This is a genomic window from Terribacillus sp. FSL K6-0262, assembly GCF_037977385.1.
Classification (GTDB): Bacteria; Bacillota; Bacilli; order Bacillales; family Amphibacillaceae; genus Terribacillus.
Map to the genome: position 1 here is coordinate 2,581,822 of NZ_CP150277.1, position 17,308 is coordinate 2,599,129.

20 protein-coding genes and 1 tRNA gene are annotated in these 17,308 nt (G+C 47.4%); 19 read left to right on the forward strand and 2 right to left on the reverse strand.

The window, feature by feature from the left end; translation table 11 throughout:
* Positions 1–29 precede the first annotated feature (29 nt).
* The 9 genes from MHI54_RS13165 (at position 30) to MHI54_RS13205 (ending at position 7,798) form a co-directional block, all read left to right on the forward strand.
* A complete protein-coding gene (locus tag MHI54_RS13165) occupies positions 30–1,037 on the forward strand; it encodes a tetratricopeptide repeat protein (protein WP_095216103.1) in 1,008 nt (335 codons plus the stop codon).
* A gap of 93 nt (positions 1,038–1,130) precedes the next feature.
* Positions 1,131–2,084: a thioredoxin-disulfide reductase gene (trxB, locus tag MHI54_RS13170; protein ID WP_340081791.1), complete on the forward strand. Its 954-nt coding sequence runs from the start codon at positions 1,131–1,133 to the stop codon at positions 2,082–2,084.
* Positions 2,085–2,373: 289 nt separating this feature from the next.
* Positions 2,374–2,841: an 8-oxo-dGTP diphosphatase gene (locus MHI54_RS13175; RefSeq protein WP_095216101.1), complete on the forward strand. Its 468-nt coding sequence runs from the start codon at positions 2,374–2,376 to the stop codon at positions 2,839–2,841.
* A gap of 14 nt (positions 2,842–2,855) precedes the next feature.
* The gene (rapZ, locus tag MHI54_RS13180) at positions 2,856–3,737 is read left to right on the forward strand and encodes an RNase adapter RapZ (protein ID WP_095216100.1); all 882 of its coding nucleotides are present in this window, start codon (positions 2,856–2,858) and stop codon (positions 3,735–3,737) included.
* Positions 3,737–4,681, forward strand: a complete 945-nt coding sequence (locus tag MHI54_RS13185) for a YvcK family protein (RefSeq protein WP_095216099.1) — start codon at positions 3,737–3,739, stop codon at positions 4,679–4,681. The genes rapZ and MHI54_RS13185 overlap by 1 nt, the downstream gene beginning before the upstream one ends.
* Before the next feature lie 34 nt (positions 4,682–4,715).
* Positions 4,716–5,666 carry a DNA-binding protein WhiA gene (gene whiA, locus MHI54_RS13190; RefSeq protein ID WP_340081795.1) on the forward strand — a complete coding sequence of 317 codons (951 nt, stop codon included), beginning with the start codon at positions 4,716–4,718 and terminating at the stop codon, positions 5,664–5,666.
* A gap of 109 nt (positions 5,667–5,775) precedes the next feature.
* Positions 5,776–6,042: an HPr family phosphocarrier protein gene (locus MHI54_RS13195; protein WP_095216097.1), complete on the forward strand. Its 267-nt coding sequence runs from the start codon at positions 5,776–5,778 to the stop codon at positions 6,040–6,042.
* A 122-nt stretch (positions 6,043–6,164) separates the two neighbouring features.
* On the forward strand, positions 6,165–7,172 hold the full coding sequence (sppA, locus tag MHI54_RS13200) for a signal peptide peptidase SppA (RefSeq protein ID WP_340081798.1): 1,008 nt from the start codon (positions 6,165–6,167) through the stop codon (positions 7,170–7,172).
* A gap of 11 nt (positions 7,173–7,183) precedes the next feature.
* The gene (locus MHI54_RS13205) at positions 7,184–7,798 is read left to right on the forward strand and encodes an RDD family protein (protein ID WP_233135036.1); all 615 of its coding nucleotides are present in this window, start codon (positions 7,184–7,186) and stop codon (positions 7,796–7,798) included.
* 44 nt (positions 7,799–7,842) lie between these two features.
* On the opposite strand, the gene clpP is transcribed toward MHI54_RS13205, so the two are convergent.
* Positions 7,843–8,430 carry an ATP-dependent Clp endopeptidase proteolytic subunit ClpP gene (gene clpP / locus MHI54_RS13210; RefSeq protein ID WP_095216095.1) on the reverse strand — a complete coding sequence of 196 codons (588 nt, stop codon included), beginning with the start codon at positions 8,428–8,430 and terminating at the stop codon, positions 7,843–7,845.
* A 300-nt stretch (positions 8,431–8,730) separates the two neighbouring features.
* Here clpP and MHI54_RS13215 point away from each other — a divergent pair, with 300 nt between their 5' ends.
* The 3 genes from MHI54_RS13215 (at position 8,731) to MHI54_RS13225 (ending at position 10,404) form a co-directional block, all read left to right on the forward strand.
* Positions 8,731–9,537, forward strand: coding sequence for a manganese catalase family protein (locus MHI54_RS13215; protein ID WP_340081802.1), 807 nt, complete (start codon positions 8,731–8,733; stop codon positions 9,535–9,537).
* A 134-nt stretch (positions 9,538–9,671) separates the two neighbouring features.
* Positions 9,672–9,747 (forward strand) — tRNA-Arg (locus MHI54_RS13220).
* Positions 9,748–10,023: 276 nt separating this feature from the next.
* A complete protein-coding gene (locus MHI54_RS13225) occupies positions 10,024–10,404 on the forward strand; it encodes a hypothetical protein (RefSeq protein WP_340081804.1) in 381 nt (126 codons plus the stop codon).
* 34 nt (positions 10,405–10,438) lie between these two features.
* Here MHI54_RS13225 and MHI54_RS13230 read toward each other — a convergent pair whose 3' ends face one another.
* Positions 10,439–10,759, reverse strand: a complete 321-nt coding sequence (locus MHI54_RS13230) for a hypothetical protein (protein WP_340081806.1) — start codon at positions 10,757–10,759, stop codon at positions 10,439–10,441.
* A 105-nt stretch (positions 10,760–10,864) separates the two neighbouring features.
* Here MHI54_RS13230 and MHI54_RS13235 point away from each other — a divergent pair, with 105 nt between their 5' ends.
* From MHI54_RS13235 to MHI54_RS13265, 7 genes are all read left to right on the forward strand, one after another.
* Positions 10,865–11,569, forward strand: a complete 705-nt coding sequence (locus MHI54_RS13235) for a GntR family transcriptional regulator (protein ID WP_340081809.1) — start codon at positions 10,865–10,867, stop codon at positions 11,567–11,569.
* A 58-nt stretch (positions 11,570–11,627) separates the two neighbouring features.
* Complete coding sequence (locus tag MHI54_RS13240; RefSeq protein ID WP_158221534.1) at positions 11,628–12,674, forward strand: Gfo/Idh/MocA family oxidoreductase; 1,047 nt, start codon at positions 11,628–11,630, stop codon at positions 12,672–12,674.
* 36 nt (positions 12,675–12,710) lie between these two features.
* Positions 12,711–13,712 (forward strand): TRAP transporter substrate-binding protein, encoded by a 1,002-nt coding sequence (locus MHI54_RS13245; RefSeq protein ID WP_095216021.1) that lies wholly within the window; start codon positions 12,711–12,713, stop codon positions 13,710–13,712.
* Positions 13,713–13,731: 19 nt separating this feature from the next.
* Positions 13,732–14,247: a TRAP transporter small permease gene (locus MHI54_RS13250; protein WP_095216020.1), complete on the forward strand. Its 516-nt coding sequence runs from the start codon at positions 13,732–13,734 to the stop codon at positions 14,245–14,247.
* A 32-nt stretch (positions 14,248–14,279) separates the two neighbouring features.
* Positions 14,280–15,554 (forward strand): TRAP transporter large permease, encoded by a 1,275-nt coding sequence (locus MHI54_RS13255; protein ID WP_340081817.1) that lies wholly within the window; start codon positions 14,280–14,282, stop codon positions 15,552–15,554.
* A 64-nt stretch (positions 15,555–15,618) separates the two neighbouring features.
* Positions 15,619–16,449 (forward strand): TIM barrel protein, encoded by an 831-nt coding sequence (locus MHI54_RS13260; protein WP_095216018.1) that lies wholly within the window; start codon positions 15,619–15,621, stop codon positions 16,447–16,449.
* A 25-nt stretch (positions 16,450–16,474) separates the two neighbouring features.
* Entirely contained in the window at positions 16,475–17,302 is an 828-nt protein-coding gene (locus tag MHI54_RS13265; protein ID WP_095216017.1) for a citryl-CoA lyase, read from the forward strand.
* Positions 17,303–17,308 lie beyond the last annotated feature (6 nt).

Sequence of the window (17,308 nt, forward strand, 5' to 3'; positions counted from 1 at the left end):
GGGATATCTAATGCAGTAGGAGGAAACACATGCAAACGCTGGAACCAGCAGAGCAGCAGGCACGACCGACTAACATCATCCCCTTCATACCGGAAGGAGATTTCTATTATACAAAGGGCATCGAGGCCTATCGGAACGGTAAGCTGGACAAAGCCATGAAATGGCTTGAAAAAGCGATCGAGAAGGAACCGACGGAAGTGATCTATCACTGCCAGAAGTCGGTTATTTTTACGGAAATGGGAGCATTCCATAAAGCGATTTATATCCTGGATGACATCATCAAAGAGCATGGGGAGAGCTATGCCGAATGCTTCTACATGCTTGCCTATAATTATTCGAAGCTTGGTTATATGCATGATGCGGAGAAGTTCGCCAACTTGTATCTGGAGATGGATCCGGAAGGGGATTTCCGGCATCAGGCCGAGGAGCTGCTGACCTATGTGGAAGCCGAGGAAGAAGACGATGAGCTTTGGACGACAGAGGAAGAGGATGAGCTCATCATGTTCCAGGAGTCGGCTTTTTATTATTTGGAACGGGAAGAATGGCAGTTCGCTTTACCTATTTTGGAAGAAATGATGAGCATGTTCCCGGAGCATATGCTGGCAAAACATGAGTATGCCAAGGCGCTTTTCTATACTGGCAACCAGAAAGAAGCTGTGCGGATGGAAGAAGAGCATCTGGAGAGCGAGCAAGTCTCTGTCTACACCCATGTCAATCTTGCCGTGTTTTATCACGAAATGCGTTGCTTCGACCAACGGGATGAGCATCTTCGCCTGCTTCGTAATATTTTCCCGATTCATGAAGAGCAGCATCTGCGCATCGCATGCGCTTTTTCCATGACCGGCCATTATGAAGATGCGGTTGACCGCTTTCTCCATTTGGATAAAAGACGCGTGAAAGGACATGCTTCCTATTATAAGTGGTTCAGCTTGGCGGCAAAGAAGGCCGGTAATGAAGAATATGCCGAAAAGCTGTGGCAGGAAGGCAGCCGCAGATTCAGCCATTTGAACAAAGAGGATTTTCATTGGCTTTCCTGAAGCAGCAGGCAGAAAAATGGACGTTGCAGAAAGAATCTTATATGCTAACGAGTAGAGAGAACGACTGATATATAGACGGAAGGGGTCCTATAAATGACTGAAGACAGAATTTATGACGTAATCATTGCAGGAGCTGGACCGGCTGGCATGACGGCAGCGGTTTATGCTTCCCGTGCAAATCTAGATACACTTATGATAGAAAGAGGTATTCCGGGCGGTCAGATGGCAAACACAGAGGATGTGGAGAACTATCCAGGCTATGATTCCATCCTGGGACCGGATCTTTCCAATAAAATGTTCGAGCATGCGAAAAAATTCGGTGCGGAATATGCTTACGGCGATATCAAAGAAGTGAAAGACGGCAAGGAATACAAAACGATCATTGCCGGCAATAAAGAATATAAAACACGATCCCTTATCATTACGACAGGAGCGAAGTGGAAAAAGCTCGGTGTGCCTGGAGAAGACGAATTCAGCGGACGCGGTGTATCTTATTGTGCCGTTTGTGATGGAGCTTTCTTCAAGAACCGTGAATTGATCATAGTCGGCGGCGGGGATTCAGCTGTCGAGGAGGGTGTCTACCTGACCCGTTTCGCTGACAAAGTGACGATTGTCCACCGCCGGGATAAATTGCGTGCGCAGCCTATCCTGCAGCAGCGTGCCATCGCGAATGAAAAAGTCGATTTCATCTGGGACACAACTGTCGAGGAAATCAATGGCGAAGGCAATAAAGTTTCCAGCGTCACGCTTTTGAATCAGCGTACTGGAGAGAAATACGAAAAATCAGCAGACGGGGTATTCATTTACATCGGAATGGTTCCGCTCAGTGAGCCTTTCCAATCCCTCGGCATCACAAATGAACTTGGCTATATCCACACGAATGAACGTATGGAAACAGCTGTACCTGGTATTTTTGCGGCTGGGGATATTCGGGACAAAGAGCTTCGACAAATCGTGACAGCAACTGGGGATGGCAGTATCGCAGCCCAAGCGGCACAAGCTTACGTGGAAAGCTTGAAAGAAGAGCTGGACGCAATCGGCAAATAAGCGGGCCAGGCTTCCTTGTAAATGATTCTTAATGCTGCTGTAACATGGGCGACATAATCATTTGCTATACTGGTTTTAACTAATTGACCCCCTTTTAATAGATAAATTAGTTATTGGCATAGGTGCCTCGGCACCTATGCATTTTTTTTATTTTTTGGGGAATGACGGCGATTATTGGCAAAGATTAAGGAAACATATTACTGTTTGAAGCGAAACAGAAATAGTATAATATAGAGTGATGTGTAAAACGAATCGACATGTCCACTTACACAGAGAAAGAGGTGGAAGCATGCAACGAGTTGCAAACTGCATTTTGGCAGTTGATGATAAAGTTCTTTTATTGAAAAAACCGAGTAAAGGCTGGTACTCAGCTCCCGGCGGTAAAATGGAGCTGGGGGAGTCGGTCAAGGAAACCGCGGTCCGGGAATTTTGGGAAGAAACAGGCCTGACTGTACATGAACCGGAGCTTCGCGGTACATTTACTTTTGTTATAAAAAAAGACGAAAAAGTCATCCATGAATGGATGATGTTCACCTTTTTCGCCGAAGAATATACAGGTGAATTGCTTGAAGAAAGCCAGGAAGGCAAGCTGGAATGGATAGATATCAAGAATATCAAGGATTTGCCGATGGCAGAGGGAGATCGGGATATATTCGCCCATATGTTCAGCACTGATGAGCCATTGTTCGGCACATTCGTTTACACGGAGGATCGGCAGCTGCTGCAGTCGAAGCTGGATCCGACGACACCAGAATAAAACGGGGGATACGTATGGAGAAACAGTTGAATGAAACGAAGCTCGTCATCATAACCGGTATGTCTGGAGCAGGCAAGACGGTTGCTGTCCAAAGTTTCGAGGATTTGGGCTACTATTGCGTGGATAATCTGCCTCCGGCGCTCCTGCCGACTTTCCTTGACTTGATGCGCGATGCGGCCAATGATATCAAAAAAGTCGCGCTGGTCATGGATTTACGGGGAAGGGAATTCTTTGACTCCTTGTTCGAAGCACTGGACAAGCTCACGATGGAGGATTGGCTGGAGCCGCAAGTACTTTTCCTCGATGCTAAGAATGAAGTTCTCGTAACCAGATATAAAGAAACGCGCAGGACACATCCGCTTGCACCGGAAGGACTTCCGCTCGAAGGCATACAGCAGGAGCGGGCATTGCTCGATCAGATGCGGGGAAGAGCCCAGTTCATCGTGGATACATCGACGCTGAAGCCGAAGCAGCTCCGTGAGAAGATCATGAAGCGCTTCAAGGATTCCGATTACGAAGAATTCACTGTCCAGATGCTGAGCTTCGGCTTTAAGTATGGTCTGCCGATCGATGCAGACCTTGTCTTTGATGTTCGCTTTCTCCCGAACCCGTTTTATGTGGAGAACCTCAGACCGCAGACAGGATTGGATGAGCCGGTGTCTTCCTATGTGTTTAAATGGTCCGATACGCATACCTTCCTGCAGAAGCTGGAGGATATGCTCACCTTCATGCTGCCCCAGTACAGGAAGGAAGGAAAAAGCCAGCTCGTCATCGCCATTGGCTGTACAGGCGGACAGCATCGCTCGGTGGCCATTGCCGAGCATTTGGCGAAACGTTACAGCGACAGCTATGCGACGCATGTGACGCACCGTGATGTAGAAAGGAAAAGCCACTGATGAAAAGAAAAAAAATAGTTGCAATCGGGGGCGGGACAGGCATGCCTGTTTTGCTGCGAGGACTGAAGCAGCTTCCTGTGGATCTTTCGGCAATCGTCACGGTAGCTGATGATGGCGGCAGTTCGGGGAAATTGCGCACAGAGCTTGCGATGCCGGCCCCGGGGGATATCCGGAATGTCATCGCCGCATTGGCCGATGCAGAACCGATGCTGATCGATTTGTTCCAGCACCGGTTTAAAAATGGCAATGGGTTATCCGGTCATTCCATGGGGAATCTGCTGCTGGCGGCAATGACTTCGATCGCCGGTGATTTTTATAACGGTATCAAGGAGATTTCACGGGTCCTGAAAGTGAAGGGGAATATATACCCGATTGCCAATCAGAACGTCGTGCTGCATGCGGAAATGACCGACGGCGAGATTGTGACCGGGGAATCCAATATCCCGCTGGCGAATAAACGGATTAAACGGGTATTTGTCAGTCCGCTGCCCGTCAAGCCGCTTCCGGAAGCAATCGAGGCCATCAAGCAGGCTGATTTGATTGTTATCAGTCCGGGAAGCCTATATACAAGTGTCATGCCGAATCTGATCGTTCCGGAGATTGAGCATGCTTTAAGGGAAGCGCCAGGCAAAGTTGTCTATGTATGCAATGTGATGACACAATACGGGGAAACGACAGGTTATACAGCAGGTGATCATATCCAAGCCATCCATGATCACATTGGAGCCGATATTGTCTCGGCGATTGTCGTGAATAACAGCGCAATCGAGCAGGATATTCGGGAAAATTATGCAGAGGAGAACGCAGAGCCGGTCGTGTATGATATCAGCCGCCTGAAGTCTTTGGGACTTGAAGTGATCGAAGCTGATATCATTGACCATCAACAGCGGAAGCTCCGTCATGATACACACAAAATCGCCAAGCTGCTTTACGCGATGCTGTAAGCGCGCGGCGTGATAAAAAGGGGGGAAGAGCATCGTGAGCTTTGCATCAGAAATAAAAAAGGAATTGACGACCATTCCAATCGAAATGACGGACGTGAAAAGCGAGCTTGCGGCCTTGATCAGGATGAATGGCTCCGTCTCTTATTCGAGACAGGAATATACCCTGGATGTCCAGACGGAGAATGCGGCCATCGCAAGACGTATATATACGCTGCTGAAGGCTATCTATCATCATCCAATCGAGCTGCTCGTCCGGAAGAAGATGAAATTGAAGAAGAACAATGTCTACATTGTACGATTGAACAAGCAAGTGGATGACTTGCTGCGTCGTTTGGAAATACTCGAGGATCAATTCACTTTTGTCCGTACAATAGGCAACTCTTTTACCGACACATCCGAAAAGCGCAGAGCTTACCTGCGCGGTGCCTTTCTGGCAGGCGGATCGGTAAATAATCCGGAGACTTCTTCTTACCACCTGGAAATATTCAATACACATAAAGAACATAGTGATGCACTTTGTGAGCTGATGAATACATTCGACCTGCATGCTCGTAGTACAGAGCGGCGCAAGGGATTCATTACCTACTTAAAAGAAGCGGAGAAGATCACCGAGTTCCTTAATATCGCAGGCGCCCACAGTGCATTGCTGAAATTCGAGGATGTCCGGATTGTCCGTGATATGCGCAATTCGGTCAACCGCCTTGTCAATTGTGAAACAGCCAACCTCAATAAGACAATCGGTGCGGCCTTCCGTCAAGTGGAGAATATCAACTTCATCAAAAACACGGTCGGAATCGAAGCGCTGCCTGAGAAACTCCAGGAAATCGCTGAACTTAGGGTCCAGCATCAGGATGTATCTTTGAAGGAGCTTGGGGAATTGGTTTCCACGGGGAAGATCAGTAAATCGGGAATCAATCACCGCCTCCGCAAAATAGATGAATTCGCTGACAGACTTCGAAATGGGACATTCATTAAAAAGGCATAAGCAGGTATGAAGCATATATAGCATGTGGTATACTAAGAAGACACTCATATGGGTGTTTTCTTTTTCATGAATTTGATAGCGCTTACTTGGAAAATGGGAGGAATCACATGTGATCCAAAAAACGTTGCGTGTCACCCTGGATACTGGTTTGCAAGCCAGACCAGCGGCAAGCTTTGTCCAGCAAGCCAATCGTTATAGTGCCTCTGTCTATGTGGAAAAAGGGAACAAATCGGTCAATGCAAAAAGCATCATGGGGGTGATGAGTCTGGCCATTGCCCAGGAAGAATTGATCACTTTGAAAATTGATGGTCCAGATGAGGAGGAAGCCATGGAGGAGCTAGCTGCCTTCATTACCGCCCCGTCACAAGCCAGCTGATCCACCTGAAAAGTCCTGAAATTATTCAGGACTTTTTTTCTGCTAAATTGTGGTAAGGGAAGCTTACCTAGTGTAGGCTATGTATTGTAAGATTTTTATGGAGAGAGAAAGGAGATCATATTTTGAACGCAAAACGTTGGATCGCGATCGGGATCGCTGCTTTCCTGCTGTTCGTGTCTGTCGGTTTCCAGACCTTGATTTCAGTCATCAATAGTAACTTTACAGAAGCGATTGATTCGGCAACGGGGAGCTCTTTCCTCAGTGAGGAAATCATCGAGGATGGAGATGCGATGAATCGGATAGCAGTGCTGAAAGTGGAAGGCACGATTCAGGATACAGGAGAAGAAGCATCATTATTGGGAAGCGGTACATACAATCATGCAGCCTTTCTGGAGCAATTGGAGCAGGCTGGCCAGGACGATACAGTCGGCGGTGTCATCATAGAAGTGAATAGCCCCGGAGGAGGCGTTGTCGAGAGTGCGGAAATTCACGATAAAGTCGTGGAGGTCCAGGAGGAATACGGAAAGCCTGTTTATGTGTCGATGGGTAACACGGCTGCTTCCGGCGGCTATTATCTGTCAGCCAGTGCCAACAAAATCGTGGCGCATCCAGCGACACTGACTGGTTCGATCGGTGTCATCATGTCCACACTCAATTATTCTGAGCTTGCCGATAAAATCGGCATCAAAGAAGAAGTCATCAAGAGTGCCGAGCACAAGGATATCATGTCCGGTGCAAGGGAAATGACCGATGAAGAAAGGGATATCCTGCAGTCCATCATCGATGATATGTATGCGGACTTCGTACAGGTCATCGTCGATGGACGGGGCATGCCGGAAGAAAAAGTACGTGAATTGGGTGATGGACGCGTATATTCCGGTAAACAGGCCTTGGAAAATGGTTTGGTCGATGACTTGGGGGATCTGGAAGATACGATTGCCATGATGAAGAAAGACCAAGGACTCGAGGATGCGGAAGTGTTTGAATATACGGGAAGCGGCTTCGGTATGGGCTCCTTCTGGGCCACAGCTGCGAAGGATTGGTTTGTATCTGATTCCGATCTGCTTGGCATCAAGGAATTGATGGGCAAAACGAATTCACCGGAAGCTATGTATCTCTATACGGAATAGGAGGCGTTAGCATGGATAAAGAAAAACGTGAGCATCCAGAAGAACTGACGTCACCCGATCAGGATATCTCCAGTACAGGGATACCGGAAGCTGCGGAATCTGACAGACAGACAGAGTCAGATGCCCTATCCGATATGTATCAAGGGAAGGAAAAACTTGATGAGGAAGCGATGGAGCAGCCTGGGGCGGCATCTCCGGCGGCTGTGGCTGATAAACGCTATGCTGGATTTTGGATGCGTTTCTGGGCATATCTTGTCGATCTCATCGTTGTTTTCAGCCTGACGGGTTTGCTCGTCCAGCCTTTTACGATGATAGACGCTTTTTATGAAGCGACGCTTTGGATATGGAGTGTCAGCGCTTTGCTTGGCGGAGTGATTTTCTTTGCTTATTTCCTGTTCATGACCAAATGGCGCGGTCAGACTTTAGGAAAGATGATCTTCGGCTTACGCGTCATCCGGAAGGACGGAGGAGGCCTGTCCTGGTCGGATACGCTGATTCGGGAAGTGGTAGGCCGTTTCATCCACCGCTTGTTATTTTTGACCATCCTTTATGTGGTCGTGGCATTTACACCAAGGAAACAAGGTGTGCATGATTTCTTTGCAGATACACTTGTCATCCATGAATGAAAAAAGCCATCCAGCAATGCATGCTGGATGGCTTTTCCTATGTCTTATGAAGGGCGTTTCTCCATTACTTTATCGATCAAGCCATAGTTAACCGCTTGTTCTGCTGTAAGGAAGTTATCACGGTCTGTATCGCGCTCGATTACTTCAAGCGGCTGACCGCTGCGCTCCGCCATGATTTCATTCAATTTTTTGCGCATTTCGATGATGCGGCGAGCGTGGATTTCGATATCGCTTGCCTGACCTTGTGTACCGCCTAGAGGCTGGTGAATCATCACTTCACTGTTCGGAAGTGCATAGCGCATGCCTTTTTCACCGGCAGTCAATAGGAATGCACCCATGGAAGCCGCCATACCGATGCAGATAGTCGATACTTTCGGCTGAATGAACTGCATTGTATCATAGATAGCCATACCTGCGGTGATGGATCCTCCTGGTGAGTTGATGTATAGGGAAATATCTTTTTCTGGATCTTCCGCAGCCAAGAATAATAGCTGGGAAACGATGCTGTTGGCAACATTATCATCGATTGCGCTGCCAAGCATGATGATCCGGTCTTTCAGCAGACGGGAGTAGATATCGTAAGCACGTTCTCCTCTGTTTGTCTGTTCGATAACTGTAGGAATTAGATTCATGATAGATCCTCCTTTGGATATGAGCTCATTATGCTAAGTAATGACTAACCTTATCTTACCTAAAAGGTCAATAAAGGTCAAACAAAATACTTACTTTCTATCGCCTATTCCATGCTTCCCTAGTTGGAATGCAAATAAACGCCAGAAATACAGTATCCCGTTAACTTTGACTTTCAATCGATATTCTCCTGCAAATAAGTTTACTTTTCAATTTAATTACAGCTCCAGCAGATAGTTTAAATCATTTGCCATGGTGGAACGTTATCAGCGGAAAGCAAATAAACCGAAGGAGGCAACAACATGTTCAACCATTCGAAAGTACTACAATATCCCGCAAAACCGGATAAGCCAGACGCATTGTTTGCGAAGAAAATGCAGGAAATCCTGGGTGGACAGTTCGGTGAGATCACGGTAGCCCTCCAATACTTATTCCAAGGATGGAGTGCCCGCGGAGAAGAAAAATACAAGGATTTGATCATGGATACAGCTACCGAAGAGATCGGTCATGTCGAAATGATCGCAACGATGATTGCCCGCCTGCTTGATGGTGCACCTGTCAAAGAGCAGGAAGAGGCAGCGAAGGATCCTGTCATCGGGGCCATTCTGGGCGGCATGAACCCGCAGCACGCGATCGTTTCCGGTCTGGGGCCTCGCCCGACAGACAGCAACGGCGTCCCTTGGAACGCTGGCTATATCATCGCAAGCGGTAACCTCCTGGCAGACATCCGTGCCAACATCAATGCCGAGTCCCAGGGCCGGCTGCAGGTCGCCCGGTTATATGAAATGACGGAAGACCGAGGTGTACGCGATATGCTGTCCTTCCTCTTGGCACGTGATTCCATGCATCAAAATCAATGGATCGCCGCTGCCCGTGAATTGGAAGAGAAAAACGGTGTCATCGTACCAGGATCATTCCCAAAAGAGCTTGAAGCAGATGGATTCTCCCATAGCCTGATCAACTTCTCTGAAGGAGAAGACTCCAAAGAAGGCAGCTGGGCAAACGGGACAGCTCCGGACGGCGGTCAGTTCAACTATGAACAGACACCGACAGCTCACGGCGAGAAACAAGAGCTGCAGCCGGCACCGGACTATATGTATCCGAAATAAGCAATCCCATAGTAAACAAGTAAAAGGAACGGCCACGCGGCAGTTCCTTTTTTTGCTGCGGTCTATCAATAAAGTACTTGCATAAAAGAGTAAACTCCCGTATAATAATCGTTGTCACATTATTAATTACATATGCGCTCGTAGCTCAGTTGGATAGAGCGGTGGTTTCCGGTACCACGTCTGCCGGGGGTTCGAATCCCTCCGAGCGCGCTGCTTAATATAGAGATAGCAAGGGACTGGCAGTTTGCCGCCCCTTGCTATTTTTTGTATCTAAATTTGATTGAGAGCTAGCTTATCAGTTTCGACAAGCAATGATCCAGCAAATCCAAAGACAAAATCATGGTTTATATTCTTTAGGCAATAACGGATTTGAGCTGGGCTATTGAAATAATCTATTGGTACAGAATGAAACATTTCAATAAGAGCTGCGTACAACATTAAAGTGCATCTCATTTTCTGGTAAATATAGAAATAAGGAGAATTCTCATGTTAAAAAGAGTGTCTTTGGTGTTTGTACTTTTCGTTTTAGCAATTGCTGCTTTATTCTTGGCTGCTGCAAATCCTACAGGTCCGAATACGGTTTCGTTTGAGGAACCGATGATTATTTGGCTGAATGTTGGAATCATCGCTTCGCTGTTTTTGCCGCCTTTCATCTTATCGTTCTTCAGTCATCTCGCGGTGAAGATTGTTTCTGCTATTTACCAAGTTTTTATCGTCTTTGCTTTCTCTAGTCTTATTTTGGCAGGTTTATTGATTCCTAGTAATGCCGTCATCATTGTCGGAGCTCTTGGTGTCATTCTTGGTATCTGCAGTATCCTGGTCACTATTTTAACGGGGTTGAAAAAGGGGGATGCAGTCACGGAGTGAACTTAAATGCACTAAAAATGCCCAGCATTTCTCTTTAGCGCTGGGTATTTTTTTGATTGTCCTTTGCTCTTTTCACTGCCATGTAAATGACGATGATGAATAATAAGGCCGATAGCAGCCAAAGGAGAGCGGATAAGTCATCCAAGGTGCGAGGTAAGTTTGCAGCCATTAAAGGTAAGATGCCAGCCAGAAGTATCAGTGGAACCAAATGCTTGATTGTAACCGCCTCCTTTTTCCATAAAAATCCTTTCCTTTTATTGATGGTAGCATATCGTTCTGGAGTCTGACAAATATCCTTGAGCTGGAATTCCCGCAAAATATTTTGCGGGAATTTTTTTAAGATCTTGCTTGTCATCAGGAATTAATCCCAGATGCATGCATACAGTGGAAGCATGAAGCGTATTCCATTACATGTATACTAGTATCGTTTTCCACAATCCATGATGAAGAGATGATCAAAATGAACAAGCTGCCTGTACAGCGCAAGACATTAGCTTATGAAGTGTATGAATATCTATACGACAAAATCATCACCTTACAATACAAACCGGGGCAGATGATTTATGAGAGTGCAATAGCCGAGGAACTGGGACTGAGCAGAACGCCTGTCAGGGAAGCGATTCAAATGCTTGCTTCAGAAGGGTTCCTGCAGATCATTCCGCAAAAGGGGAACCGGGTGAAGCATATATCGAAGAAAAAGGTGCAGGAAGCGCTCCAAGTCAGAAAGAGTCTGGAAGCTGTCGCTTTTATGGATGCTGCTGTCAAATGGAATGAAGCTGATGCAAGGATCAGTGCTTATAAGGCGGAATTAAGGCATATCATGGACCAGCAAAGGGATGCGGCAGAACGGGTGGATGTTGTTGGCTTTTACCGCTATGATGAGGTTTTCCATGATAAAATCCTTGAAATATGCGGCAATCAGACCTTGGGAGAAATCGTACGTCAGGTGCGGGGACATGTGAATCGAATCCGTTATTTGGAATTTTTTGAGACAAGGGAAATGGACCGTGTCATTCGTGATCATGAAGAGTTGATTGCGCTGATCCAAAATAATGATGCAGAAGGAGCTGTGCGGAGGCTTCATCAGCATCTCGACACAGCGGCCAGTCACTATGGCAGCATAATGGATAAGTATGCCGCATATTTTGAAGCTCACACTCCATAGTGGAGCATAGTGTCATCCAATGACTTGTATACTAGTATGCGAAAAGGAGAAGGACAGGATGCAGATTGCTGTATTGGGGTTGAACCACGGATTCACATTGGCACAGCAGGCAAAAAAAATGGCTGGTCTTACATTGGCGGCAGTAGCTGGGAACAACGCTGATGCAAAAGAGCGGGCAAAGGAGCTGGATGTACCTTTATATGAAGATTATAAGGAACTGATCGATACATGCTCGCTGGATGGAGTCATTATTACATTGCCGAATCACTTGCACAAGGAAGCTGTGGAATACTGTGCAGATAAAGGCTTGCATTGTCTGGTTGAAAAACCGATTGCCGATACAACGGCTGCAGCCCGGGAGATGATCGATCATTGCCGGGAGAAACGGGTGCAGCTTTTAGTTGGTCATCATCGTCGTTACTCTGCTAAGATCAATCATTTGAAGCAGCTGCTGGAAACCAAGGTCATCGGAGATTTAATCGGGGTGAATATGGTGTGGGCCCTTGCCAAGGATCATGACTATTATAAAGAAGCTTGGCGGGTGAAGGCAGGAGGCGGTCCGCTGTTGATCAATGGCATACATGATTTGGATAACTTACTCTATGTTACCGGCCTTAAAATTGAAAGCGTTTACGCTGCCGGGCGGAATAAGATACGGTCGGCAGAAGTGGAGGATGCGGTCACGGCAATTCTGGAGGCGGAAGATGGGACGGTCATCCATTATTTCCTGACTGACGGCGTGCCATCTCCTTGGTCTTATGAATTCAATCTAAAGGAAAATCCAATCTATCATTTTTATGAAGAGGATTGCTATCACTTTTTCGGGACAAAAGGGAGCTTGGCTTTTCCAAGCTTTCGCTGCTACCAATACAGGGAGGGAGCGTATGGCTGGAAGCATCCTTTGATGGAAACGCAATACTTGCCGGTGGGGACTGTGGATCCAATCGCGGCAGAATTAGCCCACTTTGAAGATGTATTGAAAGGGGAAGCAGTTCCGCGCGTACCAGGAGAAGCGGGATTGAGGACCCTGGAGGTGCTGGAGGCCATCAACCTGTCCATTCGGGAGAAGAGAAGTGTGCCGCTTCGGGAGATTATAAGTTGTTAAACACAATCGTTCCATTCAGGAGAAGGCGGGGATTGGATGAAGCAATTGTTTCTATTTTTGTCGTTGATTAGCATGGGACTTATTGTAAGCGCTTGCAATATTGGGACTTCAGCAGAAAAAGAAGTGAAAGTCATGCGCCTTGCAAATGCCACTCCGGATGACCGTTCTTTGAGTAAGGCGCTCTATTTGTTTGAAGAGAAACTGGAGCAGGAAACGAATGGCTCCATTGATGTCGAAGTGTATACGAATAGCGTTATCGGGGGAGACAGGGAGGTATTTGAGGGGATGCAGCTGAACACGATCCAGGGGGCATCGATGTCGACAGGACCGATTGCACAATTTGCCGATGAGTTCAACGTTTTCGAGCTGCCATTTTTGTTTGCTGACGAGGAAGAAGCTTACCGTGTCTTGGATGGGGAAGTGGGGGAACGTCTGTTGGAGGAATTGGAGAGCCAAAACGTAGTCGGTTTGAATTATTGGGAAAATGGCTTCCGGATGCTGAGCAATGATGTACGTGAAATCGACACGGTGGACGATGTCAAAGGAATCGATATCCGGACGTTGGAAAATGAGTGGCATATGGAGCTTTGGCGTGAACTGGGCGCCAACCCGACGCCGATGAACTACGGCGAATTGTATATTGGGCTGGAGCAAGGTACCGTCGATGCCCAGGAGAACCCAGTGGGTAATGTGGTAAACAGTCATTTCTACGAGGTGCAGGACCATCTGACAATCACCAATCATATTTACAATGCGAGTCCTTTCATGGTGAGTAAGCCTTTTTGGGAGTCACTGACGAAGGAAGAACAGGCGGCAGTGGAACGCGTGGCGGACGAAGTGCAAAAGGAGCAGCGGAAAATGAATCGGCAGGAAGTCGAGGATAGCTTTGCCATTGTCGAAGAGATGGGGATGAAGGTAACGGAACTGAGTGAAGAGGAACTGGAGCGTTTCCGGGAAGAAACCATGCCGGTTCGTGAAAGCTATATAGAAAAGTATGGAGATGAGTGGTTAAGGCAAATAGAGGCAGAAACCGATTGATAGATAGAAGGAGGCTCTTATGAAATCTATCCGATGGTGGAATCGATATACGGAGGAATGCATGATGGTCATTTTGCTGTCTGTCATGGTCGTCGTCATCACTGCACAAATCATGATGCGTTTTATCCTGGGATCATCTATTGGCTGGTCGGAAGAATTGGCTCGATACTGTTTTATCTGGCTTGTCTTTATCGGCATAAGCTATGGGGTGAAAAAACAGCGGCATATAAGAATCGATGCCATTTACCGATTGTTGAAAGGGAAGCAGCGAGTCATCCTCCAAATCATAGTAAATGTGCTGTTTCTGTCATTTGCTGTAATCCTATTGATTTATGGCGGCAAAATCAGTGCCCAGATTTTTCTGTGGGGACAGAGTTCACCGGCCTTGCAAATAAATATGGGGTTGGTTTATCTGGCAGCGCCTGTCGGCATGCTGCTTACATCCTGGCGGATCATACAGCAGCTGCTGCAGCAAATCCATATACTCCGCGGCAGGGAAGGGCTGTCCGATGCAGAGCAAACATCTGCATTATAATGCTCGGAAATATGATATTGGGAGGGTGAGAAATGTCTGCGATCATCATGTTTGGCAGCTTTGGCCTCTTGCTGGTGTTAAGCGTCCCGATTGGCATTGCACTGGCTTTGTCATCCATCGCTACGTTGCTATACGCACAGGATACGCCGTTGGAATTTTTAGCTCAAGGATTGGTCACCTCTATCGACTCCTTTCCGATCATGGCAGTGCCATTCTTTATTTTGGCTGGGGAGATCATGGGAAGGGGTGGGCTTTCCAAACGGTTGATCAAGGTAGCTGAATCAGTTGTCGGGAATATAAAAGGCGGATTTGCAATGACGACGATCATAACGTGTTTTTTCTTTGCGGCCATATCAGGATCTGGACCAGCAACTGTTGCAGCCGTGGGGGGAATCATGATTCCTGCAATGGTTCAGATGGGCTATGGCAAGCAGTTTGCAGCTGGCATCGTCGCGGCAGCGGGAACATTGGGAGTTATCGTGCCTCCAAGTATCCCGATGATTGTATACGGTGTCGCAAGCGGGACCTCGGTTGGTGATCTATTTATTGCTGGCATACTGCCAGGTCTTCTGATTGCTGTCCTGATGCTGCTATATGTCTATTTCTATGCCAGGAAGAATGGATACAGCGGAACCGGGGAAGCTTTTTCCTTTAAACGATTGATACGGGCTGTCTGGGATGCAAAATGGGCGCTGATCGTACCTGTGATCATTTTAGGCGGGATATATGGCGGTTTCTTCACACCCACGGAAGCAGCTGTTGTCGCAGTTGTGTACGGCTTGATCGCCGGCATGCTGATCTATAAAGAATTGCGCCTGAAGGACTTGTATGATGTATTTCGGAATGCGGCGCTGATGACAGTGACCATCATGGTCATTATCGGAGCGGCCACTGCATTCGGGAAAATCATGATCATTGAACAGATGCCTGCCAAGATTGCCGGCGGAATGCTGTCGATTTCCGACAATCCTGTCATCCTGATTTCCTTGATTGTGATCTTGCTGCTTTTCATCGGGATGGTAATGGATACAACGGCAGCGATCATCATTTTCACCCCGCTATTGATGCCAGTCGGAATCGAGCTGGGATTCGATCCGGTACATTATGGATTGATCATCATCTTGGCGCTGATCATCGGCTTCATCTCACCTCCTATCGGCGTCAATCTATTTGTTGCCAGCGAAATATCCGGCTTATCGATCATGAAAATATCGAAAGCCATCGTCCCTTATATCGCAGTCATGCTGCTTGCGTTGATTCTCATCATTCTCATTCCGGAAATAGCGCTGCTTCTATTGGGTGGATAGTATCAAACGGTCAAATGGCGGATCTTGCTTAAGAAGAATGAACAAACAGAAAGGTTGATTTCCTGTGAAGGATCAATTTTCATTGGCGCATCTGACAGCATTGGCATGTCCCCCTCCAACCCTCACTTATATCGCAGCCAAGGCGGGTTTTGATTTTGTAAGCATCAGACCGATTTCTATGGGATTGAGGAATGAACCAGAGTATGACTTGGCCAATGACCGAAGGATGCTGAGACAAACAAAGACAGCATTGCGGGAAACTGGGCTGCAGGTACTGGATATCGAGCTTGCCAGAATAGTGGATGGCATGGATCCGAAACAGTATGAACCGGCCTTTGAAGTCGGGGCGGAGCTGGGTGCCCGGCATGTGCTATGCAGTGTTTGGACGGATGATGCCGTCTTTGCAACGGAACGTTTTATTGAGCTATGTGAACTGGCAAAGGCGTATCATCTGTCGATAGAACTGGAATTCGTCCCTGTTGCCTCCATTGCCACATTGAATCAGGCTGTCGGCATGCTGCAAGCAGCCTCCCAGGAGAACGCAGGACTGATGATCGATGCTCATCATTTCCATCGGTCGAAGGAAAATATAAACGATCTCAAAGGTATACCTGCTGATTGGTTTCATATGTTTCATTTATGTGATGCAGAGAAGGAAATCCCAGCGTCAAAAGAGCGGATGATCCAGATCATGAGGGAGGAGCGCCTTTACGTCGGGGAGGGCGGGATCCCGATCAAAGAGATATTACAGGAGATCCCGAAAGTGCCGTATTCTTTAGAAATACCCCATTCAAGGCGGTCTGGGAATTTAGGCTTCGAAGAATATGCAAGAAGGTGCTTACAGTCGGCAAAGGAATATATCAGTCTGAACCTTGATGACGTGAACATATACTAGCATACAAGAATACGAGGTGAAATATATGGGCAGACGAAGTGCTTTGGAGCATTACAAGAATGGCGGAGCGTGGTGGGAAACGGAAATCAGTGACATCAAGAAAAATCAAATCATCCTCCGCGGAAAAAGGATTGAAGATTTGATCGGAAATGTCAGCTATAGCCAGATGCTGTACTTTCTGCTGATAGGTAAGGAATTAACCGACCAGCAAGCTCGATTGTTTGAAAGTGTGCTCGTAGCCGGAGCCGACCATGGACCGCGAGCCCCATCGATAGCAGCAGCCAGGATGGCGGCAACATGCGGTGTGAGTTTTAACTCGGCGGTTGCCAGCGGCATCAATATGCTAGGGGATATTCATGGCGGAGCTGTGGAAGGAGCAATGGATCTCTTATATGAAACGAAGGAGGAGCTGTCTTCCAATACAAATGCTGTAGCGGACAAATTGCAGCAGTTCCTGTCAGCGGGGGAGAAGCTGCCTGGTTTTGGCCACCAGCTGCATGATCGGGATCCGCGTGTCGGGAGGCTGTACGATTTGGCGCAAAAGGTGATCGACAGCGGCGAGATCAGCGGAGAATATCTGGCAATTCTCGAAGACTATCGGCAAAGCATGTCGGCGGTGAAAAAACGAGAGTTCACGGTCAATGTCGATGGTATCTCGGCGGCCATCCAATGTGAACTGGGCATTCCGGCAGAAGCGGCAAAAGGTATCTTCTCCCTCTCGCGAGGAATGGGGATTGTCGCACATGCATATGAGGAATTGATGCAAGGCACCTTGATCAAGGGGCCTTGCCCCAATGATGAGAAGCTTGTCAGATATACAGGTGATATACCGAAAGACGCGCAAAAGGAGTGAGAGTGA